This window comes from Streptomyces rugosispiralis (assembly GCF_024505145.1).
Lineage (GTDB): Bacteria > Actinomycetota > Actinomycetes > Streptomycetales > Streptomycetaceae > Streptomyces > Streptomyces rugosispiralis.
This window is the reverse complement of sequence record NZ_JANIAA010000037.1, coordinates 40,937-64,714: the sequence shown is the minus strand read 5'-3', so window position 1 is coordinate 64,714 and position 23,778 is coordinate 40,937. Positions and strand designations below refer to the sequence as shown.

Annotated in this window: 18 protein-coding genes and 1 riboswitch; of the genes, 12 read left to right on the top strand and 6 right to left on the bottom strand. The window is 73.0% G+C overall.

What is annotated here, in order from left to right:
* Positions 1-298: 298 nt before the first annotated feature.
* Positions 299-2,752, bottom strand: a complete 2,454-nt coding sequence (locus NP777_RS36590) for a DNA gyrase/topoisomerase IV subunit A (RefSeq protein ID WP_256654494.1) — start codon at positions 2,750-2,752, stop codon at positions 299-301.
* Positions 2,753-3,066: 314 nt separating this feature from the next.
* On the opposite strand from NP777_RS36590, the gene NP777_RS36585 reads away from it, so the two are divergent.
* The 4 genes from NP777_RS36585 to NP777_RS36570 all read left to right on the top strand — a co-directional run bounded on the left by NP777_RS36585 (position 3,067) and on the right by NP777_RS36570 (position 8,127).
* Positions 3,067-4,440, top strand: coding sequence for a M16 family metallopeptidase (locus NP777_RS36585; protein WP_256654493.1), 1,374 nt, complete (start codon positions 3,067-3,069; stop codon positions 4,438-4,440).
* Between the two features lie 20 nt (positions 4,441-4,460).
* On the top strand, positions 4,461-5,843 hold the full coding sequence (locus NP777_RS36580; protein ID WP_256654520.1) for a M16 family metallopeptidase: 1,383 nt from the start codon (positions 4,461-4,463) through the stop codon (positions 5,841-5,843).
* A gap of 285 nt (positions 5,844-6,128) precedes the next feature.
* Positions 6,129-6,293: riboswitch (cyclic di-AMP (ydaO/yuaA leader) on the top strand.
* 14 nt (positions 6,294-6,307) lie between these two features.
* Positions 6,308-7,102: a M23 family metallopeptidase gene (locus NP777_RS36575; RefSeq protein WP_256654492.1), complete on the top strand. Its 795-nt coding sequence runs from the start codon at positions 6,308-6,310 to the stop codon at positions 7,100-7,102.
* Between the two features lie 269 nt (positions 7,103-7,371).
* Positions 7,372-8,127 (top strand): GntR family transcriptional regulator, encoded by a 756-nt coding sequence (locus NP777_RS36570; protein WP_256654491.1) that lies wholly within the window; start codon positions 7,372-7,374, stop codon positions 8,125-8,127.
* Positions 8,128-8,282: 155 nt separating this feature from the next.
* Here the strand turns inward: NP777_RS36570 and NP777_RS36565 are convergent, their stop codons facing one another.
* Positions 8,283-8,564, bottom strand: coding sequence for an HPr family phosphocarrier protein (locus tag NP777_RS36565; RefSeq protein ID WP_030842668.1), 282 nt, complete (start codon positions 8,562-8,564; stop codon positions 8,283-8,285).
* A 189-nt stretch (positions 8,565-8,753) separates the two neighbouring features.
* On the opposite strand from NP777_RS36565, the gene NP777_RS36560 reads away from it, so the two are divergent.
* The 4 genes from NP777_RS36560 to NP777_RS36545 all read left to right on the top strand — a co-directional run bounded on the left by NP777_RS36560 (position 8,754) and on the right by NP777_RS36545 (position 14,445).
* The gene (locus NP777_RS36560; protein ID WP_256654490.1) at positions 8,754-11,762 is read left to right on the top strand and encodes a bifunctional acetate--CoA ligase family protein/GNAT family N-acetyltransferase; all 3,009 of its coding nucleotides are present in this window, start codon (positions 8,754-8,756) and stop codon (positions 11,760-11,762) included.
* Between the two features lie 127 nt (positions 11,763-11,889).
* Positions 11,890-12,486: a DUF5998 family protein gene (locus NP777_RS36555; RefSeq protein WP_138917161.1), complete on the top strand. Its 597-nt coding sequence runs from the start codon at positions 11,890-11,892 to the stop codon at positions 12,484-12,486.
* Positions 12,486-13,727, top strand: coding sequence for an alkaline phosphatase family protein (locus NP777_RS36550; protein ID WP_256654489.1), 1,242 nt, complete (start codon positions 12,486-12,488; stop codon positions 13,725-13,727). Before NP777_RS36555 ends, NP777_RS36550 begins: the two co-directional genes overlap by 1 nt.
* 73 nt (positions 13,728-13,800) lie before the next feature.
* The gene (locus NP777_RS36545; protein WP_256654488.1) at positions 13,801-14,445 is read left to right on the top strand and encodes a thymidine kinase; all 645 of its coding nucleotides are present in this window, start codon (positions 13,801-13,803) and stop codon (positions 14,443-14,445) included.
* Positions 14,446-14,488: 43 nt separating this feature from the next.
* Here the strand turns inward: NP777_RS36545 and NP777_RS36540 are convergent, their stop codons facing one another.
* Positions 14,489-15,262, bottom strand: coding sequence for a VOC family protein (locus NP777_RS36540; protein WP_256654487.1), 774 nt, complete (start codon positions 15,260-15,262; stop codon positions 14,489-14,491).
* A gap of 288 nt (positions 15,263-15,550) precedes the next feature.
* Between NP777_RS36540 and NP777_RS36535 the strand changes: the two genes are divergently transcribed.
* Positions 15,551-16,387, top strand: a complete 837-nt coding sequence (locus tag NP777_RS36535; protein WP_256654486.1) for a sulfurtransferase — start codon at positions 15,551-15,553, stop codon at positions 16,385-16,387.
* 99 nt (positions 16,388-16,486) lie between these two features.
* On the opposite strand, the gene sepH is transcribed toward NP777_RS36535, so the two are convergent.
* Positions 16,487-17,545 (bottom strand): septation protein SepH, encoded by a 1,059-nt coding sequence (gene sepH / locus NP777_RS36530; RefSeq protein ID WP_256654485.1) that lies wholly within the window; start codon positions 17,543-17,545, stop codon positions 16,487-16,489.
* Positions 17,546-17,933: 388 nt separating this feature from the next.
* Between sepH and NP777_RS36525 the strand changes: the two genes are divergently transcribed.
* Positions 17,934-18,794: a hypothetical protein gene (locus NP777_RS36525; protein WP_256654484.1), complete on the top strand. Its 861-nt coding sequence runs from the start codon at positions 17,934-17,936 to the stop codon at positions 18,792-18,794.
* A 108-nt stretch (positions 18,795-18,902) separates the two neighbouring features.
* Here NP777_RS36525 and NP777_RS36520 read toward each other — a convergent pair whose 3' ends face one another.
* Complete coding sequence (locus tag NP777_RS36520; RefSeq protein WP_256654483.1) at positions 18,903-20,228, bottom strand: D-arabinono-1,4-lactone oxidase; 1,326 nt, start codon at positions 20,226-20,228, stop codon at positions 18,903-18,905.
* Positions 20,182-21,438, bottom strand: a complete 1,257-nt coding sequence (locus NP777_RS36515) for an MFS transporter (protein WP_256654482.1) — start codon at positions 21,436-21,438, stop codon at positions 20,182-20,184. The genes NP777_RS36520 and NP777_RS36515 overlap by 47 nt, the downstream gene beginning before the upstream one ends.
* Positions 21,439-21,556: 118 nt before the next feature.
* Here NP777_RS36515 and NP777_RS36510 point away from each other — a divergent pair, with 118 nt between their 5' ends.
* The gene (locus NP777_RS36510) at positions 21,557-22,708 is read left to right on the top strand and encodes a ferrochelatase (RefSeq protein ID WP_256654481.1); all 1,152 of its coding nucleotides are present in this window, start codon (positions 21,557-21,559) and stop codon (positions 22,706-22,708) included.
* A gap of 98 nt (positions 22,709-22,806) precedes the next feature.
* Positions 22,807-23,607 (top strand): inositol monophosphatase family protein, encoded by an 801-nt coding sequence (locus tag NP777_RS36505; RefSeq protein WP_256654480.1) that lies wholly within the window; start codon positions 22,807-22,809, stop codon positions 23,605-23,607.
* The last annotated feature ends 171 nt before the right edge of the window (positions 23,608-23,778 follow it).

The following is a 23,778-nucleotide window of genomic DNA, read 5'->3' as shown; positions in this document are numbered from 1 at the left end:
CGTACTCGGGCCACTCCGACAACGCGGCGAGGAGCGGTGGCGGGCGCCGGGGGCGGGGCGGCCCGTGTGCGGACGGACCGGAAGGGCGTGAGCGGGGCCTGTGCCCGTGAGCGGCGCGGTGCCCGCGAACGCCGCAGGGCGCGGCGCCTCGCGGTGCCGCGCCCCTGCGCGCTCGTCCTGCTCGTACGGGCCGGACGGGCCGGACCTACTCGTCGTCCGAGCCGGAACCGGCTCACCCGGCCAGACCGGCTCACCCGGCCAGACCGGCTCACTCGGTCCGACGACCGGCCCGTCCCGGCTACACCGGCCCCGCCACCACTGTCACCGGCTTGGCGAGCGGTTCGCCCGAGCCATCGCGGCGCGGGTCGATCTCCGGCAGCGCCGCCGGGGTGCCGTTCGCCCCCGCCGCGCGGGCCGGGACCGTGCCCGCCCAGGCCATGACCAGGCAGTCCTCGCCCTTCAGGAACCGCTGGCAGCGCACCCCGCCGGTGGCCCGGCCCTTGCGCGGGTACTGGTCGAAGGGGGTGAGCTTGGCCGACTGCTGCACCGAGTCGTCGAGGGTGCCGCTCGCGCCCGCGACCGTGAAGACCACCGCGTCGCTCGCCGGGTCGACGGCCGTGAACGAGATCACCTTGGCGCCGGAGCCGAGCTTGATGCCCGCCATACCGCCCGCGGCACGGCCCTGTGGCCGCACCTGGCTCGCCGCGTAGCGCAGCAGCTGGGCGTCGTCGGTGATGAAGACCAGGTCCTCCTCGCCGGTGGACAGCTCCACCGCGCCCACGACCCGGTCGCCGTCCTTGAGGCCGATGACCTCCAACTCGTCCTTGTTGGCGGGGTAGTCCGGGACCACGCGCTTGACGACGCCCTGCTCCGTGCCGATCGCGAGTCCCGGTGAGGACTCGTCCAGGGTGGTCAGGCAGATCAGCTCCTCGTCGTCCTCCAGCGAGAGGAACTCGGCGATGGGCGCCCCGCCCGACAGATTCGGGGGCGAGGCCGACTCCGGGAGCATCGGGAGGTCGATCACCGAGAGCCGCAGCAGCCGCCCGGTGGAGGTCACCGCCCCCACCGAGCCACGGGCCGTGGCCGGGACCGCGGAGACGATCACATCGTGCTTGGCGCGCTTGGCCTTCCCCTCGACCGGGAACGGCTCGCCGTTGGCGGTACGGGCCAGCAGCCCGGTGGAGGACAGCAGCACCCGGCAGGGGTCGTCCGCGACCTCCAGCGGCACCGCGGTCACCGGCGCGTTCGACGACTCCAGCAGCACCGTGCGGCGCGGGGTGCCGAACTTCTTGGCCACCGAGGCCAGTTCGGAGGAGACCAGCTTGCGCAACTCGGCGTCGGAGTCGAGGATCCGGGTCAGCTCCTCGATCTCGGCGTTGAGCCGGTCGCGCTCCGACTCCAGCTCCAGCCGGTCGAACTTGGTCAGCCGGCGCAGCGGGGTGTCCAGGATGTACTGCGTCTGGACGTCGGAGAGGCCGAAGCGCTCGATGAGGGACCGCTTGGCCTCCGCCGCGTTCTCGCTCTGCCGGATGAGGCGGATGACCTCGTCGATGTCGAGCAGGGCCACCAGCAGACCCTCGACCAGGTGCAGCCGGTTCCGCCGCTTGGTGCGCCGGAACTCGCTGCGCCGCCGGACCACGTCGAAGCGGTGGTCGAGGTAGACCTCCAGCAGCTCCTTGAGGCCCAGCGTGAGCGGCTGGCCGTCCACCAGTGCCACGTTGTTGATGCCGAAGGACTCCTCCATCGGCGTGAGCTTGTAGAGCTGCTCCAGCACGGCCTCGGGGTTGAAGCCGTTCTTGATCTCGATCACCAGCCGCAGCCCGTGCTCGCGGTCGGTGAGGTCCTTGACGTCCGCGATGCCCTGGAGCTTCTTCGCGCCGACCAGGTCCTTGATCTTGGAGATGACCTTCTCGGGCCCCACGGCGAAGGGCAGCTCGGTGACGACGAGGCCCTTACGGCGGGCCGTCACGTCCTCCACGGCCACCGTGGCGCGGATCTTGAAGGTGCCGCGGCCGGTCTCGTACGCGTCCCGGATGCCGCTCATGCCGACGATCCGGCCGCCGGTGGGCAGATCGGGCCCCGGCACATGCCGCATCAGCGTGTCGAGGTCCGCGTTCGGGTGCCTGATCAGATGGCGGGCGGCGGCGATGACCTCGCCCAGGTTGTGCGGCGGCATATTGGTGGCCATGCCGACCGCGATTCCGGACGTGCCGTTGACCAGCAGGTTCGGATAGGCGGCGGGGAGGGTGACCGGCTCCTGCTCACTGCCGTCGTAGTTCGGGGAGAAGTCGACCGTGTCCTCGTCGATCGACTCGGTCATCAGCGAGGTCGCCGACGCCATCCGGCACTCGGTGTACCGCATCGCGGCCGGCGGGTCGTCGTTGCCCAGCGAGCCGAAGTTCCCGTGGCCGTCGACCATCGGCAGGCGCATGGAGAAGGGCTGCGCCATGCGCACCAGCGCGTCGTAGATCGACGCGTCGCCGTGCGGGTGGAGCTTTCCCATCACCTCGCCGACGACGCGGGCGCACTTCACATAGGAGCGCTCGGGGCGCAGGCCCATGTCGTTCATCTGGTAGAGGATGCGGCGGTGCACGGGCTTGAGCCCGTCACGGGCGTCGGGCAGCGCACGCGAGTAGATGACCGAGTAGGCGTACTCGAGGTAGGAGCCCTGCATCTCGTCGACGACGTCGATGTCGAGGATGCGCTCCTCGAAGTCGTCCGGCGGCGGGGTCTTCGTGCGGCGGCGGGCCATCGCGCTTGGGGCTCCTTCAACTGCCGATGCGGGATCTGACGCGGACCATTGTGGCCCGGCCCACCGACAAGTGTGGAACGGCCCGGGGCGAGAGCGGCCCGGGCGGGCCCCGGAACCCCGCCCGGCGGCACCGTGCGAAGCCCCCTCGAAGGGGCCGGATCCGGCGCCGGAAGGCTTGCGGAAACGGTTCGGGACAGCTCGGCGGGACGGGAGTGGACCGGAACTTCGCCAGATGTCCGTCCCCTTGCATACAGTGACAGAAGCGCTGCGCAAGCGGCTGGCGCACGCTCCATCACGCGATCGAAGGGACGTACATGCCCATGGGTCACACGGCCACGCAGCAGGCCGGCTCCGGCGGCTTGAAAGCGACTGAGCACCGCCTGGCCAATGGCCTGCGCGTGGTGCTCTCCGAGGACCATCTGACCCCGGTCGCCGCGGTCTGTCTGTGGTACGACGTCGGCTCGCGCCATGAGGTCAAGGGGCGCACCGGCCTGGCGCACCTCTTCGAGCACCTGATGTTCCAGGGCTCGGCGCAGGTCACCGGAAACGGCCACTTCGAGCTGGTGCAGGGGGCCGGCGGCTCGCTCAACGGCACGACCAGCTTCGAGCGCACCAACTACTTCGAGACCATGCCCGCCCACCAGGTCGAGCTCGCCCTGTGGCTGGAGGCCGACCGGATGGGGTCTCTCCTGACCGCGCTGGACGAGGAGAGCCTGGAGAACCAGCGCGACGTCGTCAAGAACGAGCGCCGCCAGCGGTACGACAACGTCCCGTACGGCACCGCCTTCGAGAAGCTCGTCGCCATGGCGTACCCCGAGGGCCACCCGTACCACCACACCCCGATCGGCTCCATGGCCGACCTGGACGCGGCATCCCTGGAGGACGCGCGGGAGTTCTTCCGCACCTACTACGCCCCCAACAACGCCGTGCTGTCGATCGTCGGTGACATCGACCCCGAGCAGACGCTCGCCTGGATCGAGAGGTACTTCGGCTCCATCCCCTCCCACGAGGGCAAGCGGCCGCCCCGCGACGGCACGCTCCCGGAGGTGATCGGCGGTCAGCTGCGCGAGGTCGTGGAGGAGGAGGTCCCGGCCCGCGCCCTGATGGCCGCCTACCGGCTGCCGCACGACGGCACCCGTGAGGCCGACGCCGCCGACCTGGCGCTGACCGTTCTCGGCGGCGGCGAGTCCTCCCGGCTCCACAACCGCCTGGTGCGCCGCGACCGCACCGCCGTGGCCGCCGGGTTCGGCCTGCTGCGGCTGTCGGGCGCCCCCTCGCTCGGCTGGCTGGACGTGAAGACCTCCGGCGGTGTCGAGGTGCCCGCCATCGAGGCCGCCGTCGACGAGGAGCTGGCCCGCTTCGCCGAGGAGGGGCCGACCCCGCAGGAGATGGAGCGTGCCCAGGCGCAGATCGAGCGCGAGTGGCTGGACCGGCTGGCCACGGTCGGCGGCCGGGCCGACGAGCTCTGCCGTTACGCGGTGCTGTTCGGCGACCCGCAGCTGGCGCTGACCGCCGTGGAGCGGGTGCTCGACATCAGCCCCGAGGAGGTGCGGGCCGTGGCCGCGGCGCGGCTGCGTCCCGACAACCGCGCCGTGCTGGTCTACGAGCCCGTCCAGGGCGCCGAGGACGCAGCCGACACCGCCGACGAAGCCGCCGAGACCGACGCAGAAGGGGAGGCGGCCCAGTGAGCGACGCCGTCACCGCGACCATGACCTTCCACCCGCAGCCCAAGGGTGGCGCCCCCAAGCCGTGGGCGTTCCCGGCCCCCGAGCGCGGTGAGCTGCCCAACGGCCTCACCGTGCTGCGCTGCCACCGCCCCGGCCAGCAGGTCGTCGCCGTCGAGATCAACCTGGAGGCGCCGCTGGACGCCGAGCCGGCCGGGCTCGAAGGCGTCGCCACGATCATGGCGCGTGCCCTGTCGGAGGGCACCGACAAGCACGACGCCGAGGAGTTCGCCGCCGAGCTCGAGCGCTGCGGCGCCACGCTGGACGCCCACGCCGACCACGCCGGTGTTCGCGTCTCCCTGGAGGTCCCGGCCTCCCGGCTGCCCAAGGCGCTCGGTCTGCTGGCCGACGCGCTGCGCGCCCCCGCCTTCCCGGACGGCGAGGTCGAGCGGCTGGTGCGCAACCGGCTTGACGAGATCCCCCATGAGCTGGCCAACCCGGCCCGCCGCGCCTCCATGGCCCTCTCCGCGGAGCTCTTCCCGGCCGAGTCGCGGATGTCCCGGCCGCGCCAGGGCACCCAGGAGACCATCGAGGGCATCGACGCCGCGGCCGTGCGGGCCTTCTACGAGGCGCATCTCCGCCCCTCCACCGCCACCGCCGTCGTCGTGGGCGACCTCGTCGGCGTCGACCTGGACCGGGCGCTCGCCGACACCCTCGGCGCCTGGACGGGCGGGGCGGGCGCGCCGCGCACGGCTCCGCCGATCGTCGCGGACGACACCGGCCGTGTGGTGATCGTCGACCGGCCGGGCGCGGTGCAGACCCAGTTGCTCATCGGGCGCGTGGGCGCCGACCGCCACGACCGGGTCTGGCCCGCGCAGGTGCTCGGCACGTACTGCCTGGGCGGCACCCTCACCTCCCGCCTGGACCGCGTGCTGCGCGAGGAGAAGGGCTACACCTACGGGGTGCGCGCCTTCGGCCAGGTGCTGCGCTCCGGGCCCCCGTCGCCCGCGGGCGGCTCCTCGGGCGCCTCGATGCTGGCGATCAGCGGCTCGGTGGCCACCGAGGTCACCGGCCCCGCGCTGGACGACCTCTGGAAGGTGCTGCGCACGCTGAAGGAGGAGGGGCTGACCGACGACGAGCGCGATGTCGCGGTGCAGAACCTGGTGGGCGTCGCCCCGCTGAAGTACGAGACGGCGGCGGCCGTCGCGAACACTCTGGCCGACCAGGTCGAGCAGCACCTTCCGGACGACTTCCAGGCGCAGTTGTACGCCCGTCTGGCGGAGACCGGCACGGTGGAGGCCACCGCCGCGGTGGTGAGCGCCTTCCCGGCGGACCGGCTGGTCACGGTGTTGGTCGGGGACGCCTCGGCGATCGAGGAGCCGGTCCGGGCGCTGGGCATCGGCGAGGTGCGGGTCATCTCCGGCTGAGCCGGGGAGAGTTGGCCGGATCCGTGCGCGGCACCGCCGGTCCGGCCGGCTCACTGACATCCGGCGGGCGGTCCGGCGGGCGGTCCGGTCAACGAGTCGGCAGTGGAAGGACCCCGGCCCCCGTAAGGGCGCCGGGGTCCTTCCGACATGCCCGATTTATGGGATTGGCTGCTTGTTTGGTTTGTGGGGAGAGCAACAAAAAACCGGAACCGTTTGGTGATCGAAAGCGGGCGCGTTTAGCGTCAGTCCGGCTGTTCGCCAGCAACCCGCCGCACCCGCGGCACCGGACAGTCATCGCCGAGTCCCCGTACGGCGCGAGCCAGGGGAGCCGGGGACCCAACACGTCCCCAGGGGTGAATCGGGCGCCTTCCCCGGCCGGGGGAGGGGCTCGTAGGAGACCTTCCTGCTCCGAACCCGTCAGCTAACCCGGTAGGCGAGAAGGAAGGAAAGGAGTGCGCCTCAGTATGGCGTCCACCCGCACTGCCACCGGGAAGCACCGCCGCACCACCAAGGTCAACGTCCGTACGGGCGCGAACGTCGTGGGCATCACGACCGTCGCCTCGGGCGTGGTCGCCGGGATCACCGGACAGGCGTTCGCGGCCGACGGGGGCCCCAACGCCCAGCAGACCGGTCTGACCCAGGCGATCGTGATCGGCGATGGGATCGCGGACCACATCGAGGCCCAGGCGCAGTCCCAGGAGACCGCCGCCGAGCAGGCCGCCGCCAAGGCCAAGGCAGAGGCGATCGCCCGCCAGGAGGCCGCCAGGAAGGCGGAGGCCGCGGCGAAGAAGGCCAAGGCCGAGCGCGAGGCCAAGGAGCGCGCGGCGCGCGAGGCCGAGCGCAAGCGCCTCAACACCTTCGTGTCGCCGATCAGCGGCTCCTACGTCTCCACCGGCTACCAGGCGTCCAGCGGGCTGTGGTCCTCCGGCAGCCACACCGGCATCGACTTCCACGCCTCCACCGGCACCACCGTGCACTCCGTGGGCATGGGCGAGATCGTCGAGGCGGGCTGGGGCGGCTCCTACGGCAACAATGTCGTCATCAAGATGAACGACGGCACCTACACCCAGTACGGCCACCTGTCGTCGATCAGCGTCTCGGTCGGCCAGAAGGTCACCCCCGGCCAGCAGATCGGACTGTCGGGCGCCACCGGCAACGTCACCGGACCGCATCTGCACTTCGAGGCCCGCACCAGCGCGGACTACGGCTCGGACATCGACCCGTCGGCGTACCTGCGTACGCACGGCGTCAACATCTGACCCGTCGCGCGTCCGACGCGAACGCCGCGCGGTCTCGCGATCCCGGGGTCCTGGGGTCCCGCGATCCGGCGATCCCGCGAGACTTCCGAGAAGGCCCCGTCCGCCGGACGGGGCCTTCGGCGTGCCGCCGTCCGCCTGACCAAAAAATATCCATGAAATGCTTCCCGCCATCGGAAAAGGCGTCCGCGTGGAATAGAGTCGTTCAACGCGCGTTCCATGACCGCGTTTCGCGGGCGTTAAGGCGGAGGTTCGACAATGCGGGACCGTAAGTGAGCGGGGATACGAACGCGGTCCAGGGCGGTCGCCGGATTTCGGCACACGCGGTCTGCGGTGCGATTCGCGACGACATCGTCTCCGGTATATATCGGCCCGGCAGCCGCCTCACCGAGGAACTCCTCGCGCGGCGCTACGGCGTCTCCCGGGTGCCGGTCCGCGAGGCCCTGCGCACCCTGGAGTCCGAGGGCTTCGTGACGACCCGGCGGCACGCGGGGGCCTGCGTCGCCCAGCCCTCCGAGCGCGAGGCGGCCGATCTGCTGGACATCCGCGCGCTGCTGGAGCCACTGGGCGCCGCGCGGGCCGCACAGCGCCGCACCGAGGCCCATCTGAAGGTGCTGCGCGGACTGGTCCGGCTCGGCCGGGAGCGGGCCCAGCGCGGTCAGCTCGGGGAGCTGCGGCCGCTGGGCGACTGGTTCCACGAGACGCTCGCCCAGGCGTCCGGCAGCCCGAGCCTGGCCGCGCTGCTCGTCCAGCTGCGCCGTAAGACCGTGTGGGTGTACGCGGCCGCTCCCGGGTCGCGGCCCGCGCCGCCCGAGGGCGCCGTGCGCCCCGACCCGGCCGCGCGGGCCATGGAGTCCTGGGCGGAGCATGGCGCGCTGGTGGACGCGGTGGCGCGCGGCGACGCCGACCGTGCGCGGGCGCTCGCCACCACGCACACCGAGCGTGCGCTGTCGGAATACCGGCTGCGCCCGCCGATTCCGGTGAGGACTTCGAAACATTCCGTCAACATGGCGAGCGGCCGGAATTAACAGAACTCCCGTATACAACTCCCTGGGAATTCTGTGCACGGGAACTGAAAAACGGCGGGGCCGCGGTGACCAATACGGCCACCGCGGCCCCGCCGCGCCGAATCCCTGAAATCACCCGGGGATCGCCCGGGAATTCCGGACCGGACTCGCCCGGATCAGACGGTCTCGGGAAGCTCCTCGAGCCCCTCCGCCACCAGCTTCGCCAGACGGTCGAGCGCGACCTCGGCGTCGTCCGCGTCGGAAGCGAGGACGACCTCCTCGCCGCCCTGGGCGCCCAGGCCGAGCACGGCCAGCATGGAGGCGGCGTTGACCGGGGTGCCGTCGGCCTTGGCGATCGTGATGGGGACGCCGGCGGCGGTGGCCGCCCGGACGAAGATCGACGCAGGGCGGGCGTGCAGGCCCTCGGCCCAGCCGATGGTGACGCGGCGCTCAGCCATGGTGTTGCCCTTCAGGTGTGACGGTGCTGTTGTCTAGACCAAAATCATACGGTGTCCGGATTCACCCGTACGATGTCCGGGTGAGCCCGACCATGCCCGGACTGGCCCGATACGGACCTTCCCCCGACACTCGGCCCCGACGCAAGGGCGTCCACCATCCGGACCGGCCGGGCCCGTACCCTGGCTCCCATGCGGAGCCCGTCGGACCATCACGCCTACCCGACCCACTGGGAAGCCGATGTGGTGCTCCGGGACGGCGGTACGGCCCAGATCCGTCCCATCACCCCTGATGACGCCCAGCGGCTGGTCAGCTTCTACGAGCGGGTCTCGGACGAGTCGAAGTACTACCGCTTCTTCGCGCCCTACCCCCGTCTCTCGGACCGCGATGTCCACCGCTTCACCCACCACGACTACGTCGACCGGGTGGGCCTGGCGGCCATCGTGGGGGATGAGTTCATCGCCACCGTGCGGTACGACCGCATCGACGGCCGGGGGATGCCGGCCCGCCCGTCTCCCACCACCACCCTCAACGGGCGCTTCGCGGCCCCTTCTGATCCTGCCCCCGCCGACGAGGCCGAGGTCGCCTTCCTCGTCCAGGACGCCCACCAGGGCCGGGGGGTGGCCTCCGCGCTCCTCGAACACATCGGCGCCGTGGCGCGCGAGCGGGGCATCCGGCGGTTCGCCGCCGAGGTGCTGCCCGCCAACAACAAGATGATCAAGGTGTTCACGGACGCGGGCTACACCCAGAAGCGCAGCTTCGAGGACGGGGTCGTCCGCCTGGAGTTCGACCTCGAACCCACCGACCGCTCCCTGGCCGTCATGCGCGCCCGTGAGCAGCGCGCCGAGGCCCGGTCCGTCCAGCGGCTGCTCGCGCCCGGCTCCGTGGCCGTCATCGGCACCAGCCGCACGCCCGGCGGCGTCGGCCGCACCGTGCTGCGCAACCTCCTGGACGGCGGTTTCACCGGGCGCGTCCACGCCGTCAACCACGCGTTCCCCGACGACCTGACGCGCCTGGAGCCCGAGGGCGTCCCGGCCCACCGCTCGCTGCGCGCCATAGAGGAGCCCGTGGACCTGGCCGTCGTCGCCGTCCCCGCCGAGCGGGTCCCCGCCGTCGTGGCCGAATGCGGCGACCACGGCGTCCAGGGGCTCGTCGTGCTCTCCGCCGGATACGCCGAGAGCGGGGGCGAGGGCCGCGACCGGCAGCGCGAGCTCGTCCGCCAGGCCCGGTCCTACGGCATGCGCGTCATCGGCCCCAACGCCTTCGGCGTCATCAACACCGCCGACGGCGTCCGGCTGAACGCCTCCCTGTCCCCGCAATTGCCCAACCCCGGCCGGCTGGGCCTGTTCACCCAGTCCGGGGCGATCGGCATCGCGCTGCTGTCCGGGCTGAACCGGCGCGGCGCCGGGCTGGCGAGCCTCGCCGGGATCGCGGGGATATCGACCTTCGTCTCCGCCGGGAACCGCGCCGACGTCTCGGGCAACGACCTGCTCCAGTACTGGTATGACGATCCGCTGACCGACGTCGTCCTGATGTACCTGGAGTCGATCGGCAACCCCCGCAAGTTCACCCGGCTCGCCAGGCGCACCGCCGCCGTCAAACCGGTGGTCGTCGTCAAGGGCGCCCGCCACACCGGCAGCGCCCCCACCGGCCACGCCGTGCCCACCACCCGGATCCCGGACGCCACCGTCTCCGATCTGCTGCGGCAGGCGGGCGTCATCCGGGTCGACACCGTGACCGAACTCGCCGACACCGGGGTGCTGCTCGCCTCCCAGCCGCTGCCCGCCGGTCCGCGCGTCGCCATCCTCGGCAACTCCGAGTCGCTCGGCCTCATCACCTACGACGCCTGCCTCACCGAGGAGCTCCGCCCGCTGCCGCCCCGCGACCTGACCACGGACGCCACCCCGGACGACTTCCGGCGCGCCCTGGCCGAGGCCCTTACCGACGACACCTGCGACGCCGTGGTCGTCACCGCCATCCCCTGGGTCGGCGACGGCAGCGCGCAGGCCCTCGCGGCGGCCGTGCGGGAGGCGGCGCAGGCTCCCGGGCCCGGTCCGGCCAAGCCGGTGGCGGTGGTCCACCTGGAGATCCAGGAGCTCGCGCAGGCCCTGGCCGGCACCGGCGACGAGCCCGCCCCGGGCACCCGCCGGATCCCCGCCTACCCCGCCGCCGAGCGTGCCGTGCGTGCGCTCGCCGAGGCCGTACGGTACGCGCGCTGGCGGGAGGAGGCCGCCGAGCCCGGGCGGGTCCCGCAGTACGACGACATCGACGAGGCGGGCGCCGCCGCCGACATCCAGGTGCTGCTCGCCCCGGCCGACGGCGCGAGCGGGGACGGCATGGGAGTCGGAACCGGCCACGGCACGGGAGTCGGTACCGGCCATGACATGGGCGTCAGTACCGGCCATGACACGGGCGGCGGAACCGGCCACGACATGGGCGTCGGAATCGGCCATGACGTGGCCGTCGGGATCGGCGAAGCCACGAGCGGCGGGGCCTTCGACGGCACCGGCCCCGGCGTCGAGCTGTCCGCCGCCGACACCCAGCGCCTCCTGGCCCGCTATGGCGTCAGCGTGCTGCCCGCCCTCCCCGCGCCCGATCCCGACGCCGCCGTGAGGGCCGCCGAGCGGCTCGGCTTCCCGGTCGCGCTCAAGCCCACCGCCTCCCATCTGCGTCACCGCGCCGACCTGGGCGGGGTGCGGCTGGAGCTGGGCAGCGAGGCGGAACTGCGCCGGGCCTACGCCGAGTTGACCGACTATCTGGGCCGCCCCGAGGAGCTGGGGCTGGTCGTCCAGCGGATGGCGCCGCGCGGCGTGGACACCGTCGTACGGGCCGCCATCGACCCCGCCGCCGGGGCCGTGCTCTCCTTCGGGCTCGCCGGTGCCCCGTCCGAACTGCTCGGCGACACCGCCCACGGCCTCGTCCCCGTCACCGGCCGGGACGCCGCCGAGCTGATCCGGTCCATCCGGACCGCGCCGCTGCTCTTCGGCTGGCGCGGCTCCAAGCCGGTGGACACCGCGGCCCTCGAGGAGCTGCTGCTGAGGGTGTCCCGCCTGGTGGACGACCATCCCGAGATGGTCGCCGTCGACCTCGAGCCCGTCGTCGTCGCCCAGCACGGCCTGTCCGTGCTCGGCGCCTCGGCGCGGCTCGCCCCGCCGCCCCCGCGCACCGACCTCGGCCCCCGCCACATGCCCGCCTACTGAGCCGCCCGCCGAGCCCCCGCCGAGCCGTCCGGACCTTGGCGGGGGTCGTCCCCACCTCGGCGGGCAGTCGTCCCAGCCTTGACGGGCACGGGCGCCCGTGTCGGCGTCGCCCCGTAGGATGGTGCACATGGCGAAGACCGGTACGACGACCCAGGGGCTGCGCGCGGCGATCGAGCGCAGCGGCTATTACCCGGCACTCGTGGCCGAGGCGGTGGAGGCCGCCGTGGGCGGCGAGCCCATCGTGTCGTACCTGGTCCACCAGGAGACCACCTTCGACGCCAACGAGGTCCGCCGCCATGTGACGGTCCTCGTCCTCACGGACAATCGCTTCATCGTCAGCCACACCGACGAGCAGGCCGCGGACGGCACCTCCCCGTCGCCGTACGCCACCACCTCCACCGAGTCCGTGAAGCTCCAGCGGATCTCCTCGGTCGTGCTCAGCCGCGTCGTCGCCAACCCCGAGTCGTACACCCCGGGCACGCTGCCCCGCGAGGTCGTGCTGACCATCGGCTGGGGCGCCGTCAGCCGCCTGGACCTGGAGCCCGCCGCCTGCGGCGACCCCAACTGCGAGGCCGACCACGGCTACACCGGCTCCTCCACCGCCGACGACCTCAGCCTGCGCGTCAGCGAGGCCGGGGACGGCCCGGACACCGTCCGTCAGACCCTCGCCTTCGCCCAGGCGCTCTCCGAGGCCACCGCGGCCACCCCGGACGCCGGCCGCTGATGTCCGGTTCCGCCACCGGCCCGCTGCCCTCCACCGCCTCCTTCTGGCCCGAGCCCACCCCGCTCGATCCCCGCTCCGCGCCGCTGCCGCGGTACGGCACCGGCTCGCTCGCCGATCTGCTGCCCGCGGTGGCCGCGGGCCAGGAGGTCCCGGGGCTCTCCTCCGGTCTGGCGCTGGCCCCCGCCGACCGCGTCTGCGTCTTCCTGGTGGACGGCCTCGGCTGGGAGCTGCTGCGCGCCCACCCCGCCGAGGCGCCCTTTCTGACCTCGCTGCTGCCCAGTTCGCTGAACGGTTCGGGGGAGCCGCTCACCGCGGGCTTCCCGTCCACCACCGCGACCTCGCTCGCCTCGGTCGGCACCGGACTGCCCCCCGGCGCCCACGGCCTGCCCGGCTACACGGTGCTGGACCCGGAGACCGGCCAGCTGATGAACCAGCTGCGCTGGCAGCCCTGGACGGAGCCGCACGCCTGGCAGCCGTATCCGACCGTCTTCCAGCTCGCGGACGCCGCGGGCGTGCACACCTGCCAGGTCTCCGCGCCCACCTTCGCCGAGACCCCGCTCACCAAGGTCGCGCTCAGCGGCGGCACCTTCCACGGGCGGCTCACCGGTGAGGAGCGGATGGACCTCGCGGCCGAGCAGCTCGGCGCCGCGGGCCGCTCGCTCGTCTACACGTACTACAGCGAGGTGGACGGCAAGGGGCACCGCTTCGGCGTGGACTCGTCCGAGTGGCGTGAGCAGCTCCGCTATGTCGACGGGCTCGCCCAGCGGCTCGCCGAGAGCCTCCCGCCCCGCTCGGCGCTCTATGTCACCGCCGACCACGGCATGATCGACATCCCCTTCGACCCGGAGTCGCGCATCGACTTCGACGAGGACTGGGAGCTGCGCGCGGGCGTCTCGCTGCTCGGCGGCGAGGGCCGCGCCCGCCATGTGTACGCCGTTCCCGGCGCCGCGGGCGATGTGCTGGCCGTCTGGCGCGAGGTGCTGGGGGAGCGGATGTGGGTGGCCGGGCGTGACGAAGCCATCGAGGCGGGCTGGTTCGGCGGGCCCGGCGGTGCCGATGGCGGGGGTAAGGGCGTCGACGACCGGGTGCACCGGCGGATCGGCGATATCGTGGCCGCCGCGCGCGACGACATCGCGATCGTCGCCTCGCACACCGAGCCGAAGGAGTCCGCCATGGTCGGGCTGCACGGTTCGATGACCCCTCTGGAGCAGCTGGTGCCGCTCCTCGAAGTACGCTCCTGAGCGCCCCCGTTCACTCCTGCCCTGCTCACCCCCGCCCCGGTCACCCCCGCCCCACGAAAGGCCCCGCCTCCTCATGCCCGAGCTGGTGTTCTTTTCCGGAACGATGGACTGCGGAAAGAGCACCCTCGCTCTGCAGATCCAGCACAATCGCTCGGCGCGCGGGCTGCAGGGGATGATCTACAGCCGGGACGACCGGGAGGGCAAGGGCAAGCTCTCCTCACGGCTCGGGCTGGCCACCGAGGCCATAGAGGTCGCCGACGACCTCGACTTCTACACCCATGTGGTCCAGGCGCTGACCGCCGGGGGCCGGGTCGACTACGTCATCGCGGACGAGGCGCAGTTCCTGACCCCGCCGCAGATCGACCAACTCGCCCGGGTGGTGGACGACCTGGAGGTGGACGTCTTCGCCTTCGGCATCACCACCGATTTCCGCAGCAAGCTCTTCCCCGGCTCCCAGCGCCTGGTGGAGCTCGCCGACCGGGTGGAGGTGCTGCAGGTGGAGGCGCTGTGCTGGTGCGGCGCCCGGGCGACGCACAACGCCCGTACCGTCGGCGGCCAGATGGTCGTCGAGGGCGCCCAGGTGGTCGTGGGCGACGTCAACCGGCCGGGGAGCGAGGTCGGTTACGAGGTGCTGTGCCGGCGCCACCACCGGCGCCTGATGACGGCCGCCCGGGCGAGCGCCGCCGCCCTGTCGCCGGACGTGCTGCCCGTCGACTGACGGCGTCCTCCCGTGGACCGGCCCCGGCCCCCCGGCCCCCGGCTCATCCCTCCGTGCGCCGTACGACGGTGAAGGCCGCCCCCTCCGGGTCCCGCACCGTGGCCCGATGGCCGCTCGCTCCCCGCGACGGCGGCCGGACCACCTGACCGCCCAGCGCGGTCACCCGGCGGACCGTTTCCTCCACGTCGTCCACCGCGAAGTGGGTCATCCAGTACGGGCCCCGGCCGCGCGGCAGTGCGTCGCCCACGCTCCGGATCGCGCAGACCGGCCGGCCGTCCAGCCGCAGGGTGCGGCAGCCCGGCTCCTCCGGGGCCGCCGTCTCCGTCTGGTAGCCGAAGACCATCTTGTAGAACTTCAGCACCCCGGTGCCGTCACGGGTCAGCAGCTCGTGCCAGACCGGGGTGCCCGGCGCCCCGGTCTCCGCCGCCGCGTACGTGCGCTCCTGCCACACCCCGAACACCGCGCCCTCGGGGTCGGCGGCGATCAGCATCCGCCCGGCCTCGTCGGCGTCCAGCGGGCCCACCGCCACGGTGCCGCCGCACGCGCGGATCATCTCGGCGGTCTCATCGGCGTCGTCGGAGGCCAGATAGGTCATCCAGGCCACGGGCAGATGGCGTTCCGGAGGCAGCTCGCTCAACCCGGCGACCGGCCGGCCGCCCCGCACCGCGCGGACATACGCGCCGAGCTGCTGGGGGCCCGGGGTGAACTCCCAGCCGAACAGGGAGTGGTAGAAGTCCTGTGTCGCGGCAAGGCTGTGCACCATCAGGCTCGTCCAGCAGGGCGTGCCCGGTGTGCGCCGAGTCGCTGCCTCGGTCATACGTCATTCTCTCCTCGGACCATCGTGGTGGACGTACGGGCCCCGGGCCGGTCGGCGGCGCGGGACGGTCGTGCGGAGGTGCTGATGCGGGGGGCCCGACAGATGTTTGCACCACCTGTCGCACATAGCGCCCTGGCGGAGCCGCAATTCGCCGTGTCTCGCAGCAGAATGCCCGAATTATTACCGCGCATCCGTTTCGGCTTCATTGCGCTCTGGTGTCACCCGGACGTACACCGGGTGACCGGGTGGTCCAATCGACGCAGAGATACCTACGCAAGGATGATCCCTATGCATGCCATCATCACCGCATCCGATCTCATGAGCGAGCTGGCGGAGGATCATCCTCCGCTCCTGCTCGATGTGCGTTGGCAGCTCGGCGGGCCTCCCGGCCGCCCCGCTTACGAGGCGGGGCATCTGCCCGATGCCGTCTACGTCGACCTCGACACCGAGCTCGCGGGCCCGCCCGGAAAGTCCGGCCGCCACCCCCTGCCCGATCTTTCCGCGTTCGCGGCCGCGATGCGCCGGGCCGGGGTGAGCCACGACCGGCGCGTGGTGGTGTACGACGGCGGACAGGGGTGGGCCGCGGCGCGTGCCTGGTGGCTGTTGCGCTGGGCGGGGCATCCGTCCGTCCGGGTGCTCGACGGGGGGCTGCCCGCCTGGACGGCGGTCGGCGGCTCGCTGACCACCGAGGTGCCGGACGCGCCCGAGGGCGACTTCGCCCCGCGGCCCGGGGCCCTGCCGCTGCTGGAGGCGGACGACGCGGCGGCGCTCGCGCGGCGCGGGGTGCTGCTGGACGCCCGCGCGGGCGAGCGCTACCGGGGGGAGGTCGAGCCCATCGACCCCGTCGGCGGCCATATCCCGGGCGCGGTCTCCGCCCCCACGGCGGAGAACGTCACGGACGACGGCCACTTCCTGCCCGCCGAGCGGCTGGCGGAGCGGTTCGCGGCGCTGGGCGCCACCGGGGACGCCGAGGTCGGGGTGTACTGCGGCTCCGGCGTCTCGGCCGCGCACCAGGTGCTGGCGCTGGCGGTCGCGGGCGTTCCGGCGGCCCTGTACGTCGGCTCCTGGAGCGAATGGTCCTCGGACGCCGCCCGTCCGGTGGCCACCGGCCCCGAGCGGGGCTGAGCCCCGCTCGGGGCTGACCACGGCGACGGGCTGACCACGGCGACGGGCCCTGCCACCGGCATCCGGTGGCAGGGCCCGTCGGCGCGACAGCGGCGGCCGCTACTCCTGCTTCTTGCGGCGGGTGCCGAAGACGATCTCGTCCCAACTCGGCACCGCGGCCCGGCGGCCCGGGCGGACGCCGTCCGCCTCCGCCTGGCGGTCCGTCGTACCGGTCAGCCGGTCGCGGTGGCCCGCCACCGAGCGCGGCATCAGCACATCCGCGTACGCCGAACCCGCGCTCGCCGCGGAGGCGGGCGGCTCGACGGCCTCCGGCTCGTCGGCGGGCTCCTCCGGGGGAGGGGCCGCCGACGCGACCGGCGCTTCGGGCACGACCATGTCGCCACGGAAGTTGGGCACGGCCTCCAGCAGGCTGGTGAGCGAGTCCCGCTCGCCGAGGCCGTCGTCCACCAGCGAGGCGGACGCGGATGCCGGGGCGTCGTCGTCGCCGAGGCGCTCGGGCGACGTCCGGTCCCGATCCCTGTCGCGATCCCGGTCCCGCGGCAGCCGGGCGATCCGCGGCACGAAAGGGAAGCTGGGCTCGGGCGTGTCGTCGGCCTCGCCGATCAGCGCCCGTGCCTCGTCGTCCACCGCCTGGACCAGCCGCCGGGGCGGGTCGTAGGTCCAGCTCGCCGAGTGCGGCTCACCGGCGACCCGGTAGACCAGCAGCACTTCCCAGGTGCCGTCGTCGCGCCGCCAGGAGTCCCACTGCGTGGTGTCCTTCTCGGCGCCGCGCAGCAACAGCCGCTCCGCGACGGCCTCGCCGAGCTGCGGTCCGGTGTTCTCGCCGGGGCGGCGCACGGGAGTCTTACGGGCGCGCTCGGCCATGAAGGCGCGCTCCGCGAGCACCGGGCCCTCGAAGCGCCGCACGCGGTCGACGGGGATGCCCGCCATCTGCGCGACCTCTTCGGCGGTGGCGCCGGCACGTATACGGGCCTGGATGTCACGGGGCCGCAGATGGCTCTCGACCTCGATCTCGATCTGGCCGAGCCGAGCGCGGTCATTGCGCACCGCGGCGCGCAGTCGCTCGTCGATGGGAAGTGTGTACTCCGTGCTGTCCGCAGCCTTGAGCACCAGCCGTGTGCCGTCGTTGCTGACGGCCACGACACGCAGTTCGGGCATGGGGACCTCCCGGGTGGTGCCTGCCGACGTCACGGTTGCGTCGCTGCTCTCCCGCTAGACGAGTGTGGCCTGCCCGGGTGCAGCCTGCCACAACTTTGCCGAGTTGCCCGGCCGGTTGATTGCCGCCCTCTGACCCCTCCCGTTGGGTCCGGGCGGCCGGACGGGAAAGCGGGGCCAAGGCTCGCCACAGTACTCCATTCGGGCCGCTCGAGTGGAGCGGCACGCCAGCCGAGTTCATGCCCCGGAGGGGGATGGCAGCCTTAATCCTTCGAAGTGAGGCCCAATTTGGGTGGCAAGTTTCACAGAAACGACAGAATCGGAACGATCTGCTTCGTTTATCGGTCACTTCTCCCTACAGGCTGGAACGAATGTCCAAGCGAGGCGGGAGATGCGCGGCAAGGCGGACGGCGACGGACAACACAAGAGCGGGCGGATGGACCTGAGCGTGGCCCATGTGGCCGCCAGCGCGCTGGCGGCCGTCGCCGCCGCGGTGCTCGCGTCCAAACTGGGCGTCTACGGGACGATCCTGGGGGCCGGTGTGGTGAGCGTGGTGGCGACCGCGGGCGGCACCGTCATCCAGCATCTGTTCCGGCGCACCGGTGAGCAGATCAAGGAGGTGCGGGTCCAGACGCGGCCGACCGGGCGCCGGCGGTACGGCGCTCCCGGCGCTCCCGCCGAGCCGGTCGCGCCCCCGCCGGCCCCGGCCCCCGGCGAGTACGGCGAGCCGACCACGCACGGCGCCCGGCCGCGGGTCCGGCGGCGCCACGCCGTCGGGGCGGCCGCCGTGTTCATCGCCGCCATGACCGTGATCACGGGGATCGAGATGTTCTCCGGCGGCCCGGTGTCCAACGTATGGGGGGAGAACCGGACCGGAACCACTGTCAGCGACAGCGTGAGCGGCTCCTCGGGGCCGAAGTCCACCCCCGGCCCCTCCCGCCGGGACCCGACCTGGCCGTCGCACGGCCCCGGCTCCTCGCGGGGCGGCGAGGCGCCGTCCCCGGGCATCTCCCGCGGGGGCGGCGTGGCCGACGCCTCGGCCACGCCCGACGCATCCGGATCGCCCGGCTCCGGCAAGAGCTCCGGCAGCGGCTCCGGCCAGGACGGCGGCACCGGTGGCACGACCGCGCCCGGCACCTCCGCACCCGCCACCCCGGGCCCGTCCCAGACCCCGTCCGGCGGTGCCACGGAGGGCGGAACGGGCGCTTCCGGCGAGGCCACGCCCACGCCCGGCGCCACCGGCGCGCCATGACCCGCAAGCCGCCCGGCGCGCCATGACCCGCAAGCCGCCCGGCGCGCCGTGACCCGCAAGCCGCCCGACGCGCCGTGACCCGTCAGCCGCCCGGCAGACCGTGAGCCGTCAGTCGCCCAGCACCCGCCGCAGATAGTCGTTGGTGAACAGCCGGTCCGGGTCCAGCCGGTCGCGTACCGCCGCGAACTCGCCGAACCGGGGGTAGACCCCGGCCAGATAGTCGGCGTCGCGGCTGTGCAGCTTGCCCCAGTGCGGACGGCCGCCGTGCGCGATCATGATCTGTTCGGCCGCCGTGAAGTACGCCCGGTGCGGGGTGCCCCGGTACAGATGGACGGCGATGTACGCGGTATCCCGCCCGGAGGCGGTGGACAGCGGGATGTCGTCGGCGGGCGCGGTGCGCACCTCCACCGGGAAGCTGACCCGCAGTCCGGACCGCTCGACGGTCGCCTTGAGCTCGCGCAGCACGGTGACCGCGGCCTCGCGCGGCACGGCGTACTCCATCTCCAGGAACCGCACCCGGCGCGGAGAGGTGAAGACTTTGTAAGGGATGTCCGTGTAGGTCCGGGCGGACAGGGCGCGGCTGGAGATTTTGGCGATTCCGGGGATGGTGGCGGGGACCGCCCGGCCCACCGAACAGGCCACCTGGAAGATGCCGTTCGACAGCAGTTCGTCGTCCACCCAGCCGCTGACCCGGCCCACCGGGGCGGCGGGGCCGGTGCTGCGGTTGTTGCGCTTGGTGTTGCAGTTGCCGGTGTGCGGGAACCAGTAGAACTCGAAGTGCTCGTTCTCGGCCACGAGCTGTTCGAAATCGGCCATCACCCGGTCGAAGGGCATGGGCTCCTCGCGCGCCGAGAGCAGGAACTCCGGTTCCACCCCGAAGGTGATCTCGCTGACCACGCCGAGCGCGCCGAGCCCGATCCGGGCCGCCGCGAAGATCTCCGGGTTCTCCTCGGCCGAGCAGCGCAGCACCGAACCGTCCGCCGTCACCAGCTCCAGACCCTTGATCTGGGCGGCGATCGAGGCGCTGTCCCGGCCGGTGCCGTGGGTGCCGGTGGAGGTCGCCCCGGCCACCGTCTGCTCCATGATGTCGCCCATATTGGCCAGCGAAAGACCATGGGCCGACAGCGTCTCGTTGAGCTGCCGGAGCGAGGTGCCGGCCGCGACGGTCACGGTCCCCCCCTCGCGGTCAAGACCGCGCACCCCCACCATCCGGTGGGGGCGTATCAGCAGCCCGTCGGTGGCGGCCGCGGTGGTGAAGGAGTGCCCGGTGCCCACCGCCTTCACCTTCAGCCCCTCCGCCGTCGCCCGGCGCACCACCTCGGCCAGCTCCTGCGTGGACGACGGGGCGACGATCCGCGTCGGGCGGGCCATCACGTTCCCCGCCCAGTTACGCCACACGCTGCTCCGTACGGTCTTCACGGTCCTGACGGCCATCCGCACCCGACCCCTCCCGCTGTGGCGCCGGCCGGAGCCGGCGGTACCCGAGGAACGCCACCGCGGCCGCGAGCGCCCCGGCCACGGCCGGCACCGCGTACCCCGCTCGGGCGCCGGCCGCGTCCACCACCCATCCGGCGGCCGACGAGCCGAGCGCCACCCCGACCGCGAGCCCGGTGCTCACCCAGGTCATGCCCTCGGTCAGATGCGCGCGTGGTACGTGCCGTTCGACAAGGGCCATGGTGGTGACCATCGTGGGTGCGATGGCCAGGCCCGCGACGAAGAGCGCCACGGCCAGGAACGGCAGGTTCCCGACCAGTTGGAGCGGGATCATACTCACGGCGATCGCACAAATACCCCACAACCAACGACGGGACACCGGACCGCTCAGCCGCAGCACCCCGAAGACCGCGCCCGCGAGGCAGGAGCCCGCCGCGTACACCGCCAGGACCAGACTGGCCGCGCCCTTGTGGCCCTCGTCCTCGGCGAAGGCCACCGTCACCACGTCGATCGCCCCGAAGATCGCGCCGGTCGCCATGAAGGTGACCACCAGCACCTGGAGCCCGCGCGAGCGCAGCGCGGAACCGCCGGTGTGCTGCCCGCGCGGATGCGGTACGGGCTCGGTGGCCCGCTGCGCGGTCAGCGAGAAGACCCCGGCCGCCAGGAAGCAGGCGGCCAGCAGCGGGCCCGCCTCCGGGAACCAGGAGGTGGACAGCCCGATCGAGATGACCGGCCCGACGATGAAGCAGATCTCGTCGACGATGGACTCCCACGCGTACGCGGCGTGCAGCTCGCGCGGGGAGTCCCCGTAGACCGCCGCCCAGCGGGCCCGCACCATGGAGCCCACACTGGGCACACAGCCGGACGTGGCGGCGAAGACGAACAGCGTCCAGTCCGGCCAGCCCCGGTGCGCGCTCAGCAGCAGCCCGCAGATGGCCGCGAGCGCCACGAGCGTCGCCGGGCGCAGCACCCGGCGCTGGCCGTGCCGGTCGACCAGCCGGGAGATCTGCGGGCCGATGACGGCGGCGGAGAGCGCCAGCGTGGCCGACAGGGCGCCCGCGAGCCCGTACCGGCCGGTGAGTTCGGAGACCATGGTGACCACGCCGATGCCCGCCATGGACAGCGGCATCCGCCCGAGGAAGCCGGCGGCGGAGAACTCCTTGGCGCCGGGGGCGGCGAAGATCGCGCGGTAGGGGCTGGCACTGGGCAAGGCAGACTCCGCCGTGAGCAGGGTAAGGATCGTCGAGCGCTGATACAGATTACGGCCCGCGCCCGGTTCGCACAGGGCCGTTTCCCGCCCGTCAGCGGCGGGTGGCAGGATCGGAAGCATGCCGGATCAGTCAGTACAGCCTTCCCCCGACCCGTATGACGCACTGCTGTTGCTCTCCTTCGGCGGTCCGGAGGGTCCCGATGACGTCGTGCCGTTCCTGGAGAACGTCACGCGCGGGCGGGGCATCCCCCGCGAGCGGCTGAAGGAGGTCGGCCGGCACTACTTCCTCTTCGGCGGGGTCAGCCCGATCAACGCGCAGAACCGCGAACTGCTGCACGCGCTGCGCAAGGACTTCGCCGAGCACGGCCTGGACCTGCCGGTCTACTGGGGCAATCGCAACTGGGCGCCGTATCTGACCGACACCCTGCGCGAGATGGCCGCCGACGGCCACCGCCGCATCCTGACGCTGGCCACCAGCGCCTACGCCTCGTACTCGGGCTGCCGGCAGTACCGCGAGAACCTCGCGGACGCGCTGGCCGCCCTGGAGGGCGAGGGCCTGCCGCTGCCGCGGGTGGACAAGCTGCGGCACTACTTCAACCACCCCGGCTTCGTACGGCCCATGGTGGACACCACGCTGGCCGCCCTCGCGGAGCTGCCCGAGGACCGGCGGGCCGGGGCCCACCTCGCCTTCACCACCCACTCCATCCCGACCGCCGCCGCCGACACCTCGGGCCCGGTGGAGGCGCACACCGAGGACGGCGAGGGCGGCGCGTACGTCGCCCAGCACCTCGACGTCGCCCGGCTGATCGCGGACGCGGTGCGCGAGGAGACCGGCGTCGAGCGCCCCTGGCGGCTGGTCTACCAGTCGCGCAGCGGCGCGCCGCACATCCCCTGGCTGGAGCCGGACATCTGCGATCACCTCGAGGAGCTGCACGGCGAGGGCGCGTCCGCCGTCGTCATGGTCCCGATCGGCTTCGTCTCGGACCATATGGAGGTCAAGTACGACCTCGACACCGAGGCCACGGCCAAGGCCGCCGAGCTCGGGCTGCCGGTCTCCCGCGCCTCGACCGTCGGCGCCGACCCGCGGTTCGCCGCGTGCGTACGCGACCTGGTGCTGGAGCGCGCGGCCACCGAGCGGTTCGCCGAGGGCCGGGCGGCGGCCGCCCCCGAGCGCTGCGCCCTGGGCGCCCTCGGCCCGAGCCATGACGTGTGCCCGGTGGGCTGCTGTCCGGCCCGGTCGCCGCGCCCCGCCGCCGCGGGCGCCGACTGACCGCGCCCGCCCTCACGCCCCGGGCATCGACCGACCGCGCCCGCCGTCCCGGCCCGCCACCGCCGCTCGCCCCTCCGGGCAATCCGCTAAGGAGCACGATGACCGACCCGCTCATGACCGAACTCCTCGAGACGGCGCTGGAGGCCGCCCGCGGCGCGGGGGACCTGCTGCGCGACGGCCGCCCGGCGGACCTCGGGGTGGCGGCCACCAAGACCAGCCCGATCGACGTCGTCACCGAGATGGACATCGCCGCCGAGAAGCTGATCACCGACCTCCTCGCGCGCCGCCGCCCACGGGACGGGGTGCTGGGGGAGGAGGGCTCCAGCAGCGAGGGCAGCAGCGGGGTGCGCTGGGTGATCGACCCGCTCGACGGCACCGTGAACTACCTCTACGGCCTGCCGTCGTGGGCGGTCAGCATCGCCGCCGAGAAGGACGGCGAGGCGGTCGTCGGGGTGGTGATCGCCCCGGTGCGCGGCGAGACCTTCCACGCGGTCCTGGGCCAGGGCGCCTGGCGGAACGGGGAGCGGGTGCACTGCCGCCCCGCGGCCCCGCTGGAGGAGTCGCTGATCGGCACCGGTTTCGGGTATGTGCGCGAGCGCCGCGTCGGACAGGCCAGGGTCCTGGGCGGGGTGCTGCCGCGGGTGCGGGACATCCGGCGTGGCGGATCGGCCGCCATCGATCTGTGCGATGTGGCCTGCGGCCGGCTGAACGGCTACTACGAGCGCGGGCTCAACCCCTGGGACTTCGCGGCCGGAGCGCTCATAGCCCGCGAGGCGGGCGCGCTCACCGGAGGGCGGCCGGGCGTCCCGGCCTCCACCGAGCTGACCATCGCCGCCGCCCCCGGCCTCTTCGAGCCGCTGCGGGGGCTTCTGGACGACCTGGGCGCCTGGCACGACTGATCCCGCCGCCGCCCACGGCCCGAACACATCCACACACGAAAGCGCCCCGGAGTCACGAGGACACCGGGGCGCTTCGGCGTGGTTACCGGAGGTTTTCTGGATCACCATCCGGAGGTGAATAGGAAACGGTCACACGGTCACATGGAATCCGGATCTGGATCGGGTCCGGAA